General features: G+C 45.7%; 10 protein-coding genes. 7 read left to right on the top strand and 3 right to left on the bottom strand.

Annotated features, from left to right (window positions below; all coding sequences use genetic code 11):
- Positions 1–76: 76 nt before the first annotated feature.
- Complete coding sequence (locus tag ACYPWY_RS08810) at positions 77–2305, top strand: hypothetical protein (RefSeq protein ID WP_459685157.1); 2229 nt, start codon at positions 77–79, stop codon at positions 2303–2305.
- 318 nt (positions 2306–2623) lie between these two features.
- On the opposite strand, the gene ACYPWY_RS08815 is transcribed toward ACYPWY_RS08810, so the two are convergent.
- The gene (locus ACYPWY_RS08815) at positions 2624–3130 is read right to left on the bottom strand and encodes a flavin reductase (RefSeq protein ID WP_459685158.1); all 507 of its coding nucleotides are present in this window, start codon (positions 3128–3130) and stop codon (positions 2624–2626) included.
- Between the two features lie 2 nt (positions 3131–3132).
- A complete protein-coding gene (gene lepA / locus ACYPWY_RS08820) occupies positions 3133–4920 on the bottom strand; it encodes a translation elongation factor 4 (RefSeq protein WP_459685159.1) in 1788 nt (595 codons plus the stop codon).
- A 351-nt stretch (positions 4921–5271) separates the two neighbouring features.
- On the opposite strand from lepA, the gene ACYPWY_RS08825 reads away from it, so the two are divergent.
- A complete protein-coding gene (locus tag ACYPWY_RS08825; RefSeq protein WP_459685160.1) occupies positions 5272–7395 on the top strand; it encodes a Tex family protein in 2124 nt (707 codons plus the stop codon).
- A 52-nt stretch (positions 7396–7447) separates the two neighbouring features.
- Here the strand turns inward: ACYPWY_RS08825 and dgt are convergent, their stop codons facing one another.
- On the bottom strand, positions 7448–8776 hold the full coding sequence (gene dgt / locus ACYPWY_RS08830; protein WP_459685161.1) for a dGTP triphosphohydrolase: 1329 nt from the start codon (positions 8774–8776) through the stop codon (positions 7448–7450).
- Between the two features lie 100 nt (positions 8777–8876).
- Between dgt and lgt the strand changes: the two genes are divergently transcribed.
- The 5 genes from lgt to ACYPWY_RS08855 all read left to right on the top strand — a co-directional run bounded on the left by lgt (position 8877) and on the right by ACYPWY_RS08855 (position 17342).
- On the top strand, positions 8877–9710 hold the full coding sequence (gene lgt / locus ACYPWY_RS08835; protein WP_459685162.1) for a prolipoprotein diacylglyceryl transferase: 834 nt from the start codon (positions 8877–8879) through the stop codon (positions 9708–9710).
- 248 nt (positions 9711–9958) lie between these two features.
- The gene (locus tag ACYPWY_RS08840) at positions 9959–11182 is read left to right on the top strand and encodes an FprA family A-type flavoprotein (protein ID WP_459685163.1); all 1224 of its coding nucleotides are present in this window, start codon (positions 9959–9961) and stop codon (positions 11180–11182) included.
- Between the two features lie 195 nt (positions 11183–11377).
- Positions 11378–13837, top strand: a complete 2460-nt coding sequence (gene pheT / locus ACYPWY_RS08845) for a phenylalanine--tRNA ligase subunit beta (RefSeq protein WP_459685164.1) — start codon at positions 11378–11380, stop codon at positions 13835–13837.
- Positions 13838–14139: 302 nt separating this feature from the next.
- Positions 14140–15201 (top strand): chorismate synthase, encoded by a 1062-nt coding sequence (gene aroC / locus ACYPWY_RS08850; RefSeq protein ID WP_459685183.1) that lies wholly within the window; start codon positions 14140–14142, stop codon positions 15199–15201.
- The gene (locus ACYPWY_RS08855) at positions 15198–17342 is read left to right on the top strand and encodes a M3 family metallopeptidase (RefSeq protein ID WP_459685165.1); all 2145 of its coding nucleotides are present in this window, start codon (positions 15198–15200) and stop codon (positions 17340–17342) included. The genes aroC and ACYPWY_RS08855 overlap by 4 nt, the downstream gene beginning before the upstream one ends.
- Positions 17343–17408: the final 66 nt, after the last annotated feature.

Consider the following 17408-nt stretch of genomic DNA (forward strand, 5'->3'; position numbering starts at 1 on the left):
CGACAGAATTTAAGCGGCTCCTCTTTTCTTTGTGAATACTATTAATTTATATTTTAAATCAAAAATTACATAACTTATGAAGAAAAATTACTTTTTCAGAACCCTTTCGGTTCTTCTTCTGGCTTTGCTGGCAACAGGTATTTCGGCAAAGTCTATTTATGTCAATCAGACTACCGGAGACGATACTGCGAACGATGGGTTGTCGGATACTACTCCTTTTAAATCCATATCCAGGGCCTTGCTTAAATCGGATGCTGCAGCAGCCAATACTACTTGGTATGGACAAGGATTGAGTGTTGTTTTTGCAAACGGAGATATTATCGTTATAGACGGAGCTTACGATTTAACCTTAGACCCTGATTACAGAAAAGAAGGTTCACCAGTTTTTCCCGGAAAAACCGGTCAAGCAGCTATAAACGATGGTGGATTGTTTCTGCAAGGCGGTACAATGAATGGCAATTGGGATTATACCTTTCAGGGAGTAAACAATGCCACACTCACTACCAATCTCACCGGACGGGGAATTGACCTTCGGGGAGTAAATGGACAGATTACATTTAAAGATCTGACATTCGACAATTGTGGAGAAGCCACTCTAAATCAGGGTAGCGCAGTTTTCGCAGTCGATAACGGAGGTACTAGTAATGAGAAAACAGTTAGATTTGAGGATTGTACTTTTTCGAACAATTTATGTGGTAACGGAAAGGGTACGCTTAACTTTGGAAACAAACCCCGTGCAGAGGTGATAAATTGTACTTTCACCAACAATGTGGCAAATGAAGCCGGCGCCCTCAGTATAAACGGAAACTACGAAGACAACGTTGAGGTCACTCAATTGGCTGATGAGCTACTGAAAAGAACCCGAACTCAATTGATAGATGGTTGTACTTTTTATAACAATAGCACCAAAAACGGTAACGGTGGAGCTATTATAATTGAGAATGTTTACAATACAATCATACGGAACACAACTATCGAAAGCAATAAAACGAATACTACTAATACCGATGGTAGAAAAGGAGCCGGTATCTTTATCCGAAACAGAATACACAATGTGCTGCTGGACAATGTAGAACTATTGGATAATATAACGCAAGAGCATGGCGGCGGTATGGCAATAGATGCAGCAAGAATTGATGGCGCAGCAAGCAGAGTATATGGACCCGGAGCAATTACCATCCAAAACTCTATTTTCTCGGGAAACGAATCGGGAAGTACTAAAAAAGGTGGAGCTTTGTTGATTAATAACTCGAACGGGCTTATCAAGATTACAGGCGCTACTTTTGACGGAAATTCGGTAAGCGGTGGTGGTAGTGCAGGAGGAGCTATTGCTCTTGATGCCAATGCAAGCGCAACAAAACAAATTGACGTAAGAATTGAAAGCAGTTTGTTTACAAATAATTCAGCAGGAGACTCCGGTGGCGTGTTGGACTACACAAATAATTACGCTACTTACACAGCCAATCTTACGTTTATCAATACCACCTTCTACAACAATGTAGGAAACGGCGGAAACGGCGGTGGCGTAGCTACCTTTGGAAGTTGCCTTAATTCCAACTCTACATTCAAAATGATTAACTGTACGGTTACAGGCAATAAACACACCGGCAGCACTTTGGTTGGAGGTCTGCGGTTCCGCGATCCTTCGTATCCTTTGAGAAAAGAGATATATAACTGTATTTTCGAAGGTAATCTACAAGGCAACAATGAGCTCAATGATATTAGCATACAGGGACCGGATAGAGGAATATTAACTGCTGATCCGCTTGTTTACAGGTATTACAACATAGATGTACAAAATTCGTATATCGGTAAATTTTCTTGCGATCTGATTACCGCAGCCGGTACAGGTAGTAGTGGAGGCTCACCTGATGTACCAAAAATAACTCTTCCTGCCACCAACGTTGCATTTTACAGTAATGGCGCCAGTATAAATCCGTCCGTAGGTTTGCCAACCGATATAGCAGCAGCTTTTGCCACATACGGCGCCATTCCGTTGGTAAAAGATGCAGCAGGCTTAACAGCAGGCGATGCCCAATATTTGATAGCCGAAAGTATCTCTACCGACCAGTTGGGTTTCACCCGTAATTTTGTTGGCGGAAAATGTGCCGTTGGAGCCGTAGAACTCGATTATACAACTGTGGGTGTGGACAGCGAAACACTTCAACCGGCAACCAAAGAAGTTCTTTCGACCCAATACTACGATTTGACAGGCAAAGAGCTGAAAACCCCCAAAGGCTTCGTAATTGTGAAGACTACCTATACCGATGGCAGCGTAGCAGCAAGCAAAGCTATTGTTGAGTGAAAAACGAAAAGTGAAAAGTGAAAAATATGAGGGCAACGCGTGCGTTGCCCTTATTTTTTTTGGTATGCAGGTATTATCATTGCGGACTCCGACCCGCAATCTCCTATGCTTTGCAGAGAACTTCATCCTTGGCTCAAGGGGTTGCGAATACCTCATTTTCACCTAATGTCGAAAGAACGCAGATTACGCAAATTTACACAAATAAACCACTATATCTTTTTCTTATTTAATTGAAATTCAACAATAAATAAATTGCGATAATTCGCGTAATCTGCGTAATTTGCGTTCAAAAATACTTATGAGGCAGCCCCTCCTACATTAACCATTAACCATTATCTTCGCAATCTCTCCCACATACAAAAAATGAAAATCTTTTTCGGGATACCATTTATCGGCGAGGCTTTTGTCGCTGAAAAATTCTTCGCCCATGGGTTGGACGTATAATTTGTTCAGGAACAGGACTGTTTTGGCCTCTTTAAAATAAGGTATGTTTTTATCGTAGGCTACAGTCAGCCCCGATTTGCTTATTTTATCTTCGTTTCTTCCCGAGGCTTTTCCCAGGTACGAGAGCGTTTTTTTATGCGCTTCGCCCAAAAAGCTGAGCGAAAAAGATGCGCTTCCGTCAACAAATTCCTTTGTGTAGCGTTGCGGACGGATGACTACAAAAGCTACTTCTTTGTTCCACAGAATGCCGAAACCTCCCCAACTGGCAGTCATTGTATTCACTTTGCCGTTTTTTTCGGCAGTGATAAGCATCCACTCCTTGTCCTTTATATCGAAAGGAGTGAAAGGTAGTTCAGCTGCTTTTATTTTTTTGTGTTCCATTATTAATCCAGTTTTAATACGGCCAGGAATGCCTTTTGGGGCACTTCTACATTGCCTACTTGTTTCATTCGTTTTTTGCCTTCTTTTTGTTTTTCCAGCAATTTCCGTTTACGCGAAATATCGCCGCCATAACATTTGGCCGTAACGTCCTTGCGTACAGCCTTTACCGTTTCGCGGGCAATTATTTTGGCGCCGATAGCCGCTTGAATGGCAATATCGAATTGCTGGCGGGGAATCAGTTCCCGCAACTTTTCGCACATCCGCCGTCCGAATGTTACGGCATTATCGGTATGGGTCAAGGTCGAAAGGGCGTCCACCGGCTCGCCGTTAAGGAGAATATCGAGTTTCACAAGCCTTGCCTCGCGGTAATCGTGCATGTGGTAGTCGAAAGAAGCATAGCCCTTGGAAATGCTTTTCAGCTTGTCGTAAAAATCAATCACAATTTCGCCCAGGGGCAAATCGTAGATAATTTCGACACGGTCGCCCGAAATATAATCCTGCTTGATTAACACCCCTCTTTTCCCCAGACACAAGGTCATTATCGGCCCAATGTAGGCCATGTTGGTAATGATGGAAGAGCGGATATAGGGTTCTTCGATGTAATCAATCAGGGTTGGGTCGGGTAAGCCGGAGGGATTGTGCACCTCTTTCACGCCTCCCTTTTTGTCGTGAACCAAATACGATACGTTTGGAACGGTGGTTATCACATCCATGTTAAATTCTCGGTCGAGCCGTTCCTGTATAATTTCCATGTGCAGGAGGCCTAAGAATCCGCAACGGAAGCCAAAGCCGAGGGCCACAGACGATTCAGGCTGAAAAGTCAGCGAGGCATCGTTCAACTGGAGTTTTTCGAGCGAAGCGCGTAAATCTTCAAACTCCTCGCTTTCAATTGGATATACGCCGGCAAAGACCATCGGTTTTACTTCCTCAAACCCTGATATAGCGCTCTTGCAGGGGTTCTTCACGTGTGTAATGGTATCGCCAACCTTCACTTCTTTCGAGGTTTTAATCCCCGAAATAATGTAACCCACATCGCCGCAACCGATTGTTTCGCGGGGCGACATGGTTAGCTTCAATATCCCCACTTCATCGGCGTTGTATTCCTTACCGGTGGCGTAAAATTTCACCAGGTCGCCTTTGCTGATGGAGCCGTTCAGTATTTTAAAGTAAGCGATAATTCCACGGAACGAATTGAACACCGAATCGAAAATAAGCGCTTGCAGGGAGCCGTCCGGGTCGCCTTTAGGGGCCGGAACCTTTTCTACAATGGCCGCCAGTATATCGTAAACGCCCTCGCCGGTTTTTCCACTGGCGCGAATTATCTCTTCGCGCTTGCAGCCGAGTAGTTCTATGATTTGGTCTTCTACCTCGTCGGGCATGGCGCTCGGCAAATCTATTTTATTGAGGACGGGAATTATTTCCAAGTCGTTTTCGAGGGCCATGTAGAGGTTGGAAATGGTTTGCGCCTGAATGCCCTGTGCCGCATCCACAATAAGCAAAGCGCCCTCGCAGGCAGCAATGGAACGGGAAACCTCGTACGAAAAATCGACGTGCCCCGGAGTGTCAATCAAATTGAGTATGTAATCCTCGCCATTGTAAACGTATTTCATCTGAATGGCGTGGCTCTTGATTGTTATGCCTCGTTCTCTTTCCAAATCCATATCGTCGAGAACCTGCGCCTGCAAGTCTTTGCCCTCAACCGTTTTGGTGTATTCCAACAAACGGTCGGCCAAGGTGCTTTTCCCATGGTCGATATGCGCTATGATGCAAAAATTTCGTATCTTATTCATGCTTGTAAACTTGTTTACGGAGCGCAAAGATACGAAAAAAATGCAATTAATGTGCTGATGTGCCAATATGCTAATTAGAATAATGTGCCAATATGCTAATTAGAATAATGTGCCAATGTGAATAATGGGCGCGAAGCGACTATAAACTGACTGTCATTTGCGGGTCGGAGCCCGCAATGACAGAAATAAAAATGGTCGCGGCACGCCACGACCATACATTATTATTCTCATCAGCACATCAGCACATTATTCTCATTATATTCACATCAGCACATTATTCTAATTATTCTAATTATTTTGCATTTTATTTTCTAAATTTGCCAGCCACTTGTAACACCTAATTAAAAAAGAATGTCGATATATAATTTAATTTCCGGTGCGCTGAATATAAAGGAGTCGCAAATAGAAAAAACGGTGAATTTGCTGAATGACGGAGCCACCATCCCGTTTATCAGCCGTTACCGCAAGGAAGTAACGGGAGGGCTTGATGAAGTGCAAATAGCCTCAATCAAAGAGCAGTACGATAAAATAGTGGAACTCAAGAAGCGGAAAGAGACTATTTTGAAATCCATTGAAGAACAGGAGAAACTAACTCCCGAACTGAAAACCCGAATCGAAAACTGCTGGAACATCACCGAACTGGAGGATATTTACCTGCCCTACAAACCCAAACGCCAGACACGCGCCGAAATAGCCCGCAAAAAAGGCTTGGAAGGGCTGGCCAAGCTAATCATGTCTCAGAACAACATGGATGTGGACGAAAAAGCCTTTGCTTTTGTGAAAGGCGAGGTACAGGACACCAAAGAGGCCATAGCCGGAGCCTGCGATATTATTGCCGAATGGATAAACGAAGATGAATATGCCCGTAACTCCATCCGCACGATTTTTCAACGGGAGGCGGTTATTACTTCCAAGCTGGTGAAGGGGAAAGAGGAAGAAGGCGACAAGTTCCGCGATTATTTCGATTTTTCGGAAAAATTGAGCAGGTGCAGTTCGCATCGCTTGCTGGCCATGAGGCGTGGCGAGGCCGAAGGTTTTCTCAAAGTCAGCATTTCGCCCGAAGACGAAAATGCCATCGAGCGTTTGAACAAGCGGTTTATAAAGGGGAACAACGAAGCGGCCGATTACGTGGAAGCATCGGTAAAGGATGCCTACAAACGCCTGCTGAAACCCTCTATCGAAACCGAATTTGCCTCCATATCCAAAGAGCTGGCGGACGAAGAAGCTATCCGTGTCTTCATCGAGAATCTGAGGCAGTTGCTTTTGGCTCCTCCATTGGGGCAAAAACGTGTACTGGGGCTCGATCCGGGCTACCGCACAGGCTGCAAACTGGTCTGCCTCGATGCACAGGGAAACTTGCTGCACAACGAAACAATTTATCCGCATCCCCCTCAAAATGAGTTTGTAAAAGCAGGAAACAAGGTGGTGAAACTGGTCTCCACCTACAATATAGACGCCATTGCCATCGGTAACGGAACTGCCAGCCGCGAAACCGAACGCTTCATTACCAATTTGCGCTACGAAAAGCAGGTTCAGGTGTTTGTGGTCAGCGAAAACGGAGCTTCCATTTATTCGGCCTCAAAAACGGCGCGGGAAGAATTTCCCGAGTATGACGTTACCGTTCGTGGAGCCATTTCCATCGGGCGCAGACTGATGGACCCTTTGGCCGAATTGGTGAAGATAGACCCTAAATCTATTGGCGTTGGGCAATACCAGCACGATGTTGACCAAAACAAACTCAAGAAATCGCTCGATTTAACGGTCGAAAGTTGTGTGAATTTGGTGGGCGTGAATGTTAACACCGCCAGCAAGCATTTGCTGACCTACATATCGGGTCTCGGCCCTACCCTGGCGCAAAATATTGTCGATTACCGAAGCGAACACGGGGCGTTCAAATCCCGTAAGGAGCTGCTGAAAGTGCCGCGTATGGGCGAAAAGGCCTTTGAACAGTGCGCCGGTTTTCTGCGGATTGCCAATGCCGGGAATCCGCTGGACAATTCGGCCGTGCATCCCGAAAGCTACCACATTGTGGAAACAATGGCCAAAGACCTGAAAACAACGGTGAAAGACCTGATTGAAAACAAAGAGCTGAAAAAGTCGCTCGACCTGAAAAAATACATCACCGCCACCACCGGATTGCCTACCCTGACCGATATTATACAGGAACTGGACAAGCCGGGGCGCGATCCACGCAAAAACATCGAAGTATTTGAATTTGACCAAAACATCAGAACCATCGCCGACCTGCGCGAAGGAATGACCTTGCCGGGTATTGTTACCAACATCACCAACTTCGGTTGCTTTGTGGATGTGGGCATTAAAGAAAACGGCCTGGTGCACATCTCGGAACTGGCCGACCGCTTTGTATCCGACCCTACCGAAGTGGTATCGCTTCATCAGCATGTGCAGGTAAAAGTGATTTCGGTGGATGCTGTCAGGAAACGGGTGGCGTTGTCGATGAAAACAGCCCCCTAAATCCCCCGTAGGGGGACTTTTGGATCCCCCCCTACGGGGGGCGGGGGGGCTTTTAAACCGCCGGTAAACTCATTCCCGTAATTTTGCGGTATAAATCCAATGCATAGACGTCTGTCATTCCCGAAATGAAATCCAATACGGCCAGAATGCGTGTGTATAAGGAGCCGCCGGATACTTCGTACTGGTCGGGAATGCGTCTCAATATCAGTTTGGAGTACTCTTTATCGGGTTCCAAAATGGCCTTGATAAGAATATCCAGCAGAAAAGTGATAATCCGGTGTCCGGCAAGTTCAATATCCAGCACATCGTGCGAGCGGTATATGTTCACAAAGGAGAAGTCCTTACAGGCTTTATAAGCCATTCTTTGCCGGTCGGAGATATGGTCAATCAAGGACTTATTGAATTCTCCCAAAAGAATTCCGGCTTCTTTTTCCAGAAATAATTGTACACATTCGTTCACCAACAAGCCTATTATACCCGAACGGAGGTAGGCAATCTGTTCGTTCACATCTTCCACAATCATCATGGTGTTCAGCAGCCTTTCGCGCCGCTCTTCGGGGAAAAAGCCGAGAAAAAAGGCCTTTAGCTTTTCCGTTGAGACGAGCCTCAATTTATGGGCATCCTCCAAGTCCATGATTTGGTAACAGATGTCGTCCGCCGCTTCAACCAGATAAACCAGCGGGTGGCGGGCATACCGGAGCGGTTCTTCCTGAATCCTGATCATGCCCAATTCGTCGGCAATCTTGGCAAAATCGCGTTCTTCCGCCTTGAAAAAACCGAATTTACCCTTAGCGCCTGAAGACTGGGAGGAAAACGGGTACTTGGCAATGGACGCCAAGGTAGAATAGGTCAATACAAATCCGCCTTTCCGTCTGCCCGCAAATTGATGCATCAACAAACGGATAGAGTTGGCATTGCCCTCAAAATTAGTGAAATCCGACCAGCGGCCTCCCTCCTTCTCTACTTTTTTCTGCAACACAGCTCCATTCCCCTGCGAAAAATAAGTCGAAATAGCTTTTTCGCCCGAATGCCCGAAAGGGGGATTTCCCAAATCGTGCGCTAAACAGGCAGCGGCTACAATATCGCCTATCTCCTCAAAATCGGCCTCCGAGCCGGGGTATTTTTTTCGTAGTTCTTTTGCGGCAAGCGTCCCCAGCGAGCGTCCCACACACGACACTTCCAAGCTGTGTGTCAAGCGGTTGTGAACAAAAACACTGCCCGGCAGCGGAAATACCTGTGTCTTATTCTGCAAGCGCCTGAATGGCGACGAAAATATAAGCCGGTCATAATCACGTTGATATTCTGTTCTGTCATGCTTTCGGGCATCATGAAATTCCTCCATACCCAAGCGTTTTGACGAAAGAAGTTTTTCCCAATTCATCCTATTTTAATTTTATCCATTCAAACTTACACATATTTCCTGAATTATGTGTAAGTTTGTCCTCCAAAACAACAATTATCACATAAAAAAAAAATTACAGATGCTTTCGTATATCACCTGGGATTTTGATCCCGAACTGTTTAATTTATTCGGAGCGAGGGAAGTCCGTTGGTACGGATTGTGCTGGGGTATAGGCATATACTGCGCCTTTCTGATAGTACAAAAAATATACAAATCGGAAAAGTTACCCGAAAAATGGTTCGAGAGCCTGTTTTACTATGTTGTAATCGGGGTAATCATCGGCGCACGTCTGGGGCATTGCCTGTTTTACGATCCCATCAGCTACCTGTCTCACCCAGTCGAAATTTTAAAAGTATGGGAAGGCGGCCTGTCAAGTCATGGCGGCGTTATCGGCATCATTGTTGCCGTTTGGTTGTATTCGCGAAAGATAACCAAGAAGAGCATGTTGTGGACATTCGACCGGCTGATTGTAGGAGCATGTATTACCGCCACATTTATCCGAATCGGGAATTTGCTTAATTCCGAAATATTTGGCCGTCCCACCGGTTTACCCTGGGCCATGCGTTTTTTAAGAAGCAGGGAATACCACGAATTGGTTCCGAATCTGGATATGGGATGCCACCCTACCCAACTATACGAAGCCCTGGTTTATTTCGTCTTGTTTGGTGTTGCCTTGTGGTTGTTCTGGAAGACCAAAGCCAAAGAAAAACAAGGACTTATACTGGGAATATGTATAACCGGCATTTTCCTGTCGCGCTTCCTGATAGAAATACTCAAGAACGTGCAGGAACCGTTCGAGTTGCAAATGCGCGCCTCATACGGCATCGACATGGGACAGCTGCTTAGCGTTCCGTTTGTTATTTGGGGTGTGTGGCTTATTTTTAATAGTTTCAGGGTTCAAGGTTCAAAGTAGAAGGCTGTTTTATAAGTATTTTTGAACGCGAATTACGCAGATTACGCGAATTATCGCAATTTATTTATTGTTGAAATTCAATTAGATAAGAAAATATAAGTGGCTTGTTTCAGGGCAAACGCATGAAAAAATTTAGTACTACTGTTACGGATGAGATTCCTCCCTTTGGTAGGAATGACTCGCTTGTTAGTGGTTTAAGATCCGACCCGCAATCTCTTGGCAACTTACCAATTAAATAATTAAATAACATGCTTAAACCAATCAAAATAATAGACGACCTGTATTATGTGGGAGTAAACGACCGCACAAAAGCTTTGTTTGAAAACCTCTGGCCCTTACCCAAAGGCGTGTCTTACAACTCGTACCTCATAAATGACGAGAAAACAGCCTTGTTCGACACGGTTGATATTTGCTATTCGGATACTTTTCTGCAAAAATTAGAGACGGCGCTCAACGGCAAACCGCTCAACTATGTAATCATTAACCACATGGAACCCGACCATTCGGGCTCGCTCGGTTTACTGAAATCGAAATATCCTGATATACAGATAATTGGAAACAAAAGAACGATTGATATGGTGAACGGGTTTTATGGCATTTCGGAGGGTGTAAACCTTATCGGCGATGGCGACCAATTGAGTTTGGGAAAACACCAGCTGGTTTTTTACCTGACGCCCATGGTGCATTGGCCCGAAACCATGATGACCTACGAAACCACCCAAAAGATCATCTTTTCGGGCGATGCTTTCGGCTCTTTCGGCACACTCGACGGTGGAATAACCGATGCACAACTTCATCCCGAAAGGTATTACGACGAGATGATTCGCTATTATTCCAACATTGTCGGAAAGTTCGGTTCGCCCGTTCAAAAGGCGCTGGAAAAACTGAGCGGATTGGATATAAATGTGCTCTGTTCTACCCACGGCCCTATCTGGACGTTGAAAGACCAAATAGCCAAAGTGGTATCAATATACGACAAACTCAGCCGCTACGAGGGCGACGAAGGGGTAATTATCGCCTACGGAAGCATGTACGGACATACCGAACAAATGGCGGAAGTAATTGCTACCGAACTGGCTCAGGAAGGAATTAAGGAAATTATTCTGCACAATGTGTCGAAGCGTTCGCATTCGTACATCATACGGGATATATTCAAATACAAGGGGCTGATTGTCGGTTCGCCAACATACAACAACAAACTGTTTCCCGAAGTTGAATACCTGCTTTCAAAAATAGAAGGACGGGAGATGAAAAACCGTTACTTCGGGTATTTCGGCTCTTTCACCTGGGCAGGCGCAGCCGTAAAACGCCTGGCACAATTTGCCGAAGACCTTAAGTTTGAAGTAGTAGGCACACCGGTAGAAATGAAACAAGCCATGCAACCGGACAACTACGAAGCATGTGTAGCCCTAGGTAAAGCCATGGCCGTCAGGTTGAAACAGGACCGATGTGCTGATGTGCTAATGTGCTGATGTGAATAATGTGCTGATGTGAATAATGTGGGGGCAACGCATGCGTTGCCCTTAATTTGTCAGCGTTTTTTATCGCTTCGCGCCAATTAGCACATTATTCACATCAGCACATTGCAAACATTAATTCTGTTTTTTTTCCCCATGTCTGATAAATTTTATAATTTTGGGCATTATTTTCAAAAGAATAGATTTTATATGAATATTTCATACAACTGGTTAAAAGATTTTTTAGATTTCGACCTCTCTCCCGACGAAACAGCGGCTGCATTAACATCAATCGGTTTGGAAACCGGTGGCGTAGAAGAAATTCAGGCGATTAAAGGCGGACTGGAAGGCTTGGTGATAGCCGAAGTGCTGACATGCGTAGCTCATCCCGATTCCGATCATTTACACATAACTACTGTGGACGTTGGACAAGCCGAAGCCCTGCAAATTGTTTGCGGAGCGCCCAATGTGGCGGCCAATCAAAAAGTGGTGGTAGCGCTTATCGGCACAAAACTTTATGAGGGTGAAGAAACTTTTACTATCAAAAAATCGAAAATACGTGGCGTAGAATCTTTCGGAATGATTTGTGCCGAAGACGAAATAGGCTTGGGAACCAGCCACGACGGCATAATTGTATTGCCCTCCGATGCCAAAGCAGGAACACCGGCAAAGGATTACTACAACATAAAAAGCGATTACGTGTTGGAAGTTGACATTACGCCCAACCGCATAGATGCTACCTCCCACTACGGCGTAGCCCGCGATTTGGCGGCCTGCCTCAAACAAAACGGACACAATCCGGGCTTGCGGCTTCCGGCAGTTGATGCATTTAAAACTGTTGCCGGACAGAAAGGCATTACCGTGAGGGTGGACAATACGGAGGCTTGTCCCCGTTACTCCGGTGTAACGATAAAAGGCGTATCGGTGAAAGAAAGTCCTGATTGGTTGAAGACCCGGCTGAGCTTGATTGGCTTGCGCCCTATTAATAATGTGGTGGATGTTACAAATTATGTGTTGCACGAACTGGGGCATCCCTTGCACGCCTTCGATATGGATTACATTTCGGGAGGAAGCATTATTGTGCGCACTGAACCCGAAGGAACGAAGTTTACCACACTCGACGGCGTTGAACATGCCTTGAGCGATAAAGACCTGATGATATGCAACGACAAAGAAGGCATGTGTATCGGCGGTGTGTTTGGCGGGCTTAAATCGGGCGTAACGGACGAAACAACGAATATATTCCTCGAATGCGCTTATTTCAATCCTACCTGGATACGAAAAACCGCACGCCGGCACGGGTTGAACACCGATTCATCTTTCCGTTTCGAGCGAGGCTGCGACCCCAACGATACGGTGTATGTGCTGAAACGTGCAGCTCTCCTGATTCAGGAACTGGCTGGCGGCGAGATTGTTGGATCCATTCAGGATGTGTATCCCAGCAAAATAGAACCGGCCATTGTGGAACTGAGCTACCAGAAAATAAATTCGCTGATTGGTAAGGATATTGATCCCGAAACCGTCAACTCCATACTGGAAAGCCTCGAAATAAAACCGGCGGGAGATGCCGAAGATGCGCTGATTCTGGCGGTTCCTACCTACCGGGTGGATGTGCAACGGGATGTGGATATTATCGAGGACATTCTCCGCATATACGGATACAACAATGTGGAAATTGGCGAAAAGCTGGATTCTAACCTGTCGCACCAAACGCCTACCGATAGAAGCTACGACTTGCAATGCCTTATATCGGAACAGTTGACAGGAGCCGGTTTTTATGAAATAATGAACAACTCGCTGACAAAAGAGGCGTATTATACCGGTCTGACGGTTTATCCCGAATCGCATTGCGTGCGTTTATTAAATCCCTTGAGCGCCGACCTGAATGTCATGCGTCAAAGCTTGCTGTTTGGCGGCCTCGAAAGTGTTGCGTACAACCGGAACCGTAGGAATAACGACCTGAAGTTCTATGAGTTTGGCAATTGCTATTACTACGATGCCGACAAAAAAGTGGAGGGCGAAACCTTGAAGGAATATTCCGAAGAATTGCATCTGGGGCTTTGGTTGTGTGGCGATAGCGTAAGCAACAGCTGGGAATTGCAGGATGAAAAAGTATCGGTTTATCAACTGAAAGGATATGTAGAAAATATACTCCTGCGCCTGGGCTTGTCTGCCGGACAATACACTTACGAGCAATTCTCGGACGAAATTTACAGTATTGCCCTGAATATCAAGACCAAAAACAGGCAATTGGGAAGCTTGGGCATTGTGAGCAAAAAGCTGTTGAAAAATGCCGACATCAATACCGAAGTGTATTTTGCCGAATTGAACTGGAACGCCATCATGAAAGAAACCAGGAAACATGCGGTAACCTTCAAAGAGATATCGAAATATCCGGTGGTGAAAAGGGATTTGGCTTTGCTCGTTGATAAAACCGTCATGTTCGACCAAATTGAAAAAACAGCCCGGAAAGCCGAAAAGAAACTCCTGAAAGAGGTAGCCCTTTTTGATGTATATGAAGGAAAAAATCTGCCTGATGGTAAAAAATCGTATGCCGTAAACTTTGTTTTGCAAGATAGCGAACGAACGCTCGATGATAAACAAATTGATGCGATAATGCGAAATATACAAACAGCGCTGGAAAAAGAATTAGAAGCCAAATTGAGATGAGATAAAAAACGGATATATCTATTTGTAGAGACGTGGCGCGCCACGTCTTTTTTTATGCTCAAAAACAAGGAATAACATATCCCTTGCAACAACCCCGACTTACTGGGCTGTAAAAAAACTGTCATTGCGGGTCGGATCCCGCAATGACAGCCTTTTTTGTCGCTTCGCGCCAATTAGCACATTATTCACATCAGCACATTAGCACATTAGCACATGCCCAAGGGGTTTTAATTTGGTCAATGAAGTATTTTCATCTCAAAAGTTACTATATTTGTACTTCCATTCAGATTAAGAAAACAACGATGAACACTTTTGGAAATATATTCAGGCTAACTTCTTTCGGCGAATCGCACGGAACAGCTATTGGCGGCGTTATAGACGGATGCCCCTCCGGCATAGAGCTGGACATGGAGTTTATACAAAACGAGTTGAATCGCCGCCGCCCGGGACAATCGGCCATAACCACTTCACGGAAAGAAGCCGATGAAGTGCAGTTTTTATCGGGCATTTACGAAGGTAAAACGACCGGAACTCCTATCGGTTTTGCTATTTATAACAGCAACCAACATTCATCGGACTACGATAACATGAAAGACCTGTATCGCCCGTCCCATGCCGATTATACCTACCAACAGAAATACGGTATCCGCGATCACCGGGGTGGAGGCCGCTCGTCGGCGCGCGAAACCATTTCGCGGTGTGTGGGTGGAGCCATCGCCAAGCTGGCATTGAAGCAGTTGAATATCGACATTATTGCCTACACTTCGCAAGTGGGGTCTATTCAATTGGGCAAAAACTACGATGAATACGACCTTTCTCTAATAGAATCGAACATTGTGCGTTGCCCCGACCAAGAAAAAGCGGCGGAAATGATTGAGTTTATTAATGAGCTGAAAGCTAAAGGCGATACCATTGGCGGGGTGATTACCTGTGTTCTCAAAAATGTTCCCGTTGGGCTGGGCGAACCGGTCTTTGGCAAGTTACATGCGGCTCTTGGCGCAGCTATGCTGGGAATAAACGCCGTAAAAGGCTTTGAATACGGCGATGGTTTTGATGTAGCTCACCGCGGTTCGGAAGTAAACGATGTTTTTTACAACAATAATGGAAAAATAACGACCAAAACCAACCACTCCGGTGGCATTCAGGGGGGTATATCCAATGGACAGGATATTTATTTCAGGCTGGCGTTTAAGCCGGTGGCTACCATTCTGATGGCACAGGAAACCGTTGACATCAATGGAGAGGAAGCCGGTCTGAAAGCCAAAGGTCGCCACGACCCCTGTGTATTGCCACGTGCAGTGCCCATTGTGGAGGCGATGGCCGCAATGACCATTCTCGATTATTATTTATTGAGCAAAAAATGAGAAAATCAGTATTTATACTTAGTCTGTTGATAATGAGCTATACAAGCAATGCCCAAGATCAGGAAAGAATGGGGTTTATTAAATCGCTCAACCCCCAAAATCCGTTTTATGCTCCGTTCAATACACCGAAGGGAACCCCTCCTTTCGACCTCATAAAGGCGGCTGATTACCAACCGGCTTTTGTGGAGGGAATGAATGAGCAGGAATATGAAGTAAACCAAATCGTATTCAACGGCGAAAAACCCGGTTTTGAGAATACAATAGTGGCTTTGGACGAAAGCGGACAGCTGTTGAAGCGGGTTTCCCTGGTTTTTGATGCGATGATTAATGCGCAGACCGATACCATTTTGCAAGCCATTGCCACCGAATTATCGCCCAAATTATCGGAACACAGCGACAATATTACGATGAGTGAAGCCTTGTTTGAACGGGTGAAATACGTTTACGACAACGAACTTGAAAGTCCCGGACTGACGACCGAACAAAAAATACTCATCGAAAAATATTACAAGGAATTTGTTCGTTCGGGTGTAGCCCTTGGCGCTGCACAAAAAAACCGGTTGCGCGAAATCAATAAAGAACTGGGGCTGTTATCCCTCAAATTCGGGGAAAACTTGCTGGCCGAAACAAATAATTTTCGGTTGGTGATTGATAAGCAAGCCGATTTGTCGGGACTTCCGGCGGATGTGGTGGAAGTAGCGAGCCAAGCAGCAAAAGCGCTGGGGCTGAATGGGAAATGGGTTTTTACGTTGAGCAAGCCCAGTTGGGCGCCGTTTTTGCAATATGCCGACAAGCGCAGTTTGCGCGAAACCTTGTATAAAGCCATGTACAACCGATGCAACAACGGAAACGAATACGACAACAACGAGATAATCAACAAGACAGTCAATCTGAGGCTGGAAAAAGCCAACCTACTCGGATACCAGACGCACGCCGGTTATGTGTTGGACGAAACCATGGCCAAAACGCCCGAAAATGTGTTTAAACTGCTGAATACCATTTGGAAATATTCGCTGCCCCAGGCCAAAAAAGAGAAAGAAGAACTCCAAGCCTTGATTGACAAGGAAAGCGGCAATTTCAAACTCGAATCCTGGGACTGGTGGTACTATACCGAAAAGCTACGCAAAGAAAAATATACCCTGGACGAAGAATTGCTCAAGCCCTACTTCCCGGTGGATAATGTGCGCAATGGCGCTTTTATGGTGGCCAACAAGCTGTATGGGGTCAACTTCAAAGAGCTTGATAATGTGCCTGTTTACCAAAAAGACGTCAAAGCGTTTGAAGTATCGGACGCAGACGGTTCCTATATCGGCGTCATCTATCTGGACTACTTCCCTCGTCCCGAAAAACGCAACGGGGCCTGGATGGGACACATCACCAATCAGCAGGTGTATAAAGGAAAATACGTTCATCCCATTGTGTATAATGTAGGAAATTTCGCGCTTCCCACAACAGACAAGCCATCCTTACTGACACTGGATCAGGTTACTACCCTGTTCCACGAATTTGGACACGGTTTGCACGGATTGCTCTCGAAATGCACCTACGACAAGCTGGCCGGCACATCGGTATCGCGCGACTTTGTGGAATTGCCCTCACAAATATACGAGCATTGGGCGTTTCATCCCGAGGTATTGAAGTTGTATGCCAGGCATTATCAGACAGCTGAAATCATCCCCGACGAATTAATCAGGAAGATACAGGATGCATCGGTGTTTAATATGGGTTTCGAGACTACCGAATTGGTGGCCGCCGCTATTCTGGATATGAAATGGCACACCATCGAACAGCCCCAAACACTTGATGCAGGCGCATTTGAGACCAATGCCCTGAACAGTATCGGCTTAATTCCCGAAATCATCGTCAGGTACAAAAGCCCCTACTTCGCCCATGTGTTCGATGGCGGGTATTCAGCCGGATATTACAGCTATTTATGGTCGGAAGCGCTTGATGCAGACGCCTTTCAGACATTTGAAGAGAAAGGCGTATTCGACAAGGAAACAGCCCAATCGTTCAGGCGCAACATCCTCTCCAAAGGCGGAACCGAAGACCCGATGGTGTTGTACCGCCGCTTCAGGGGAGCCGACCCTAATCCTGTTTACTTGCTTAAAAACAGAGGGTTTATTAAGAATGAAGAATAACAGCCCCTCCAACCTCCCCGTAGGGGAGGCTTTTGAACTCCCCCCTCGGGGGATTTAGGGGGGCTT

It is taken from the genome of Viscerimonas tarda, from assembly GCF_054601255.1.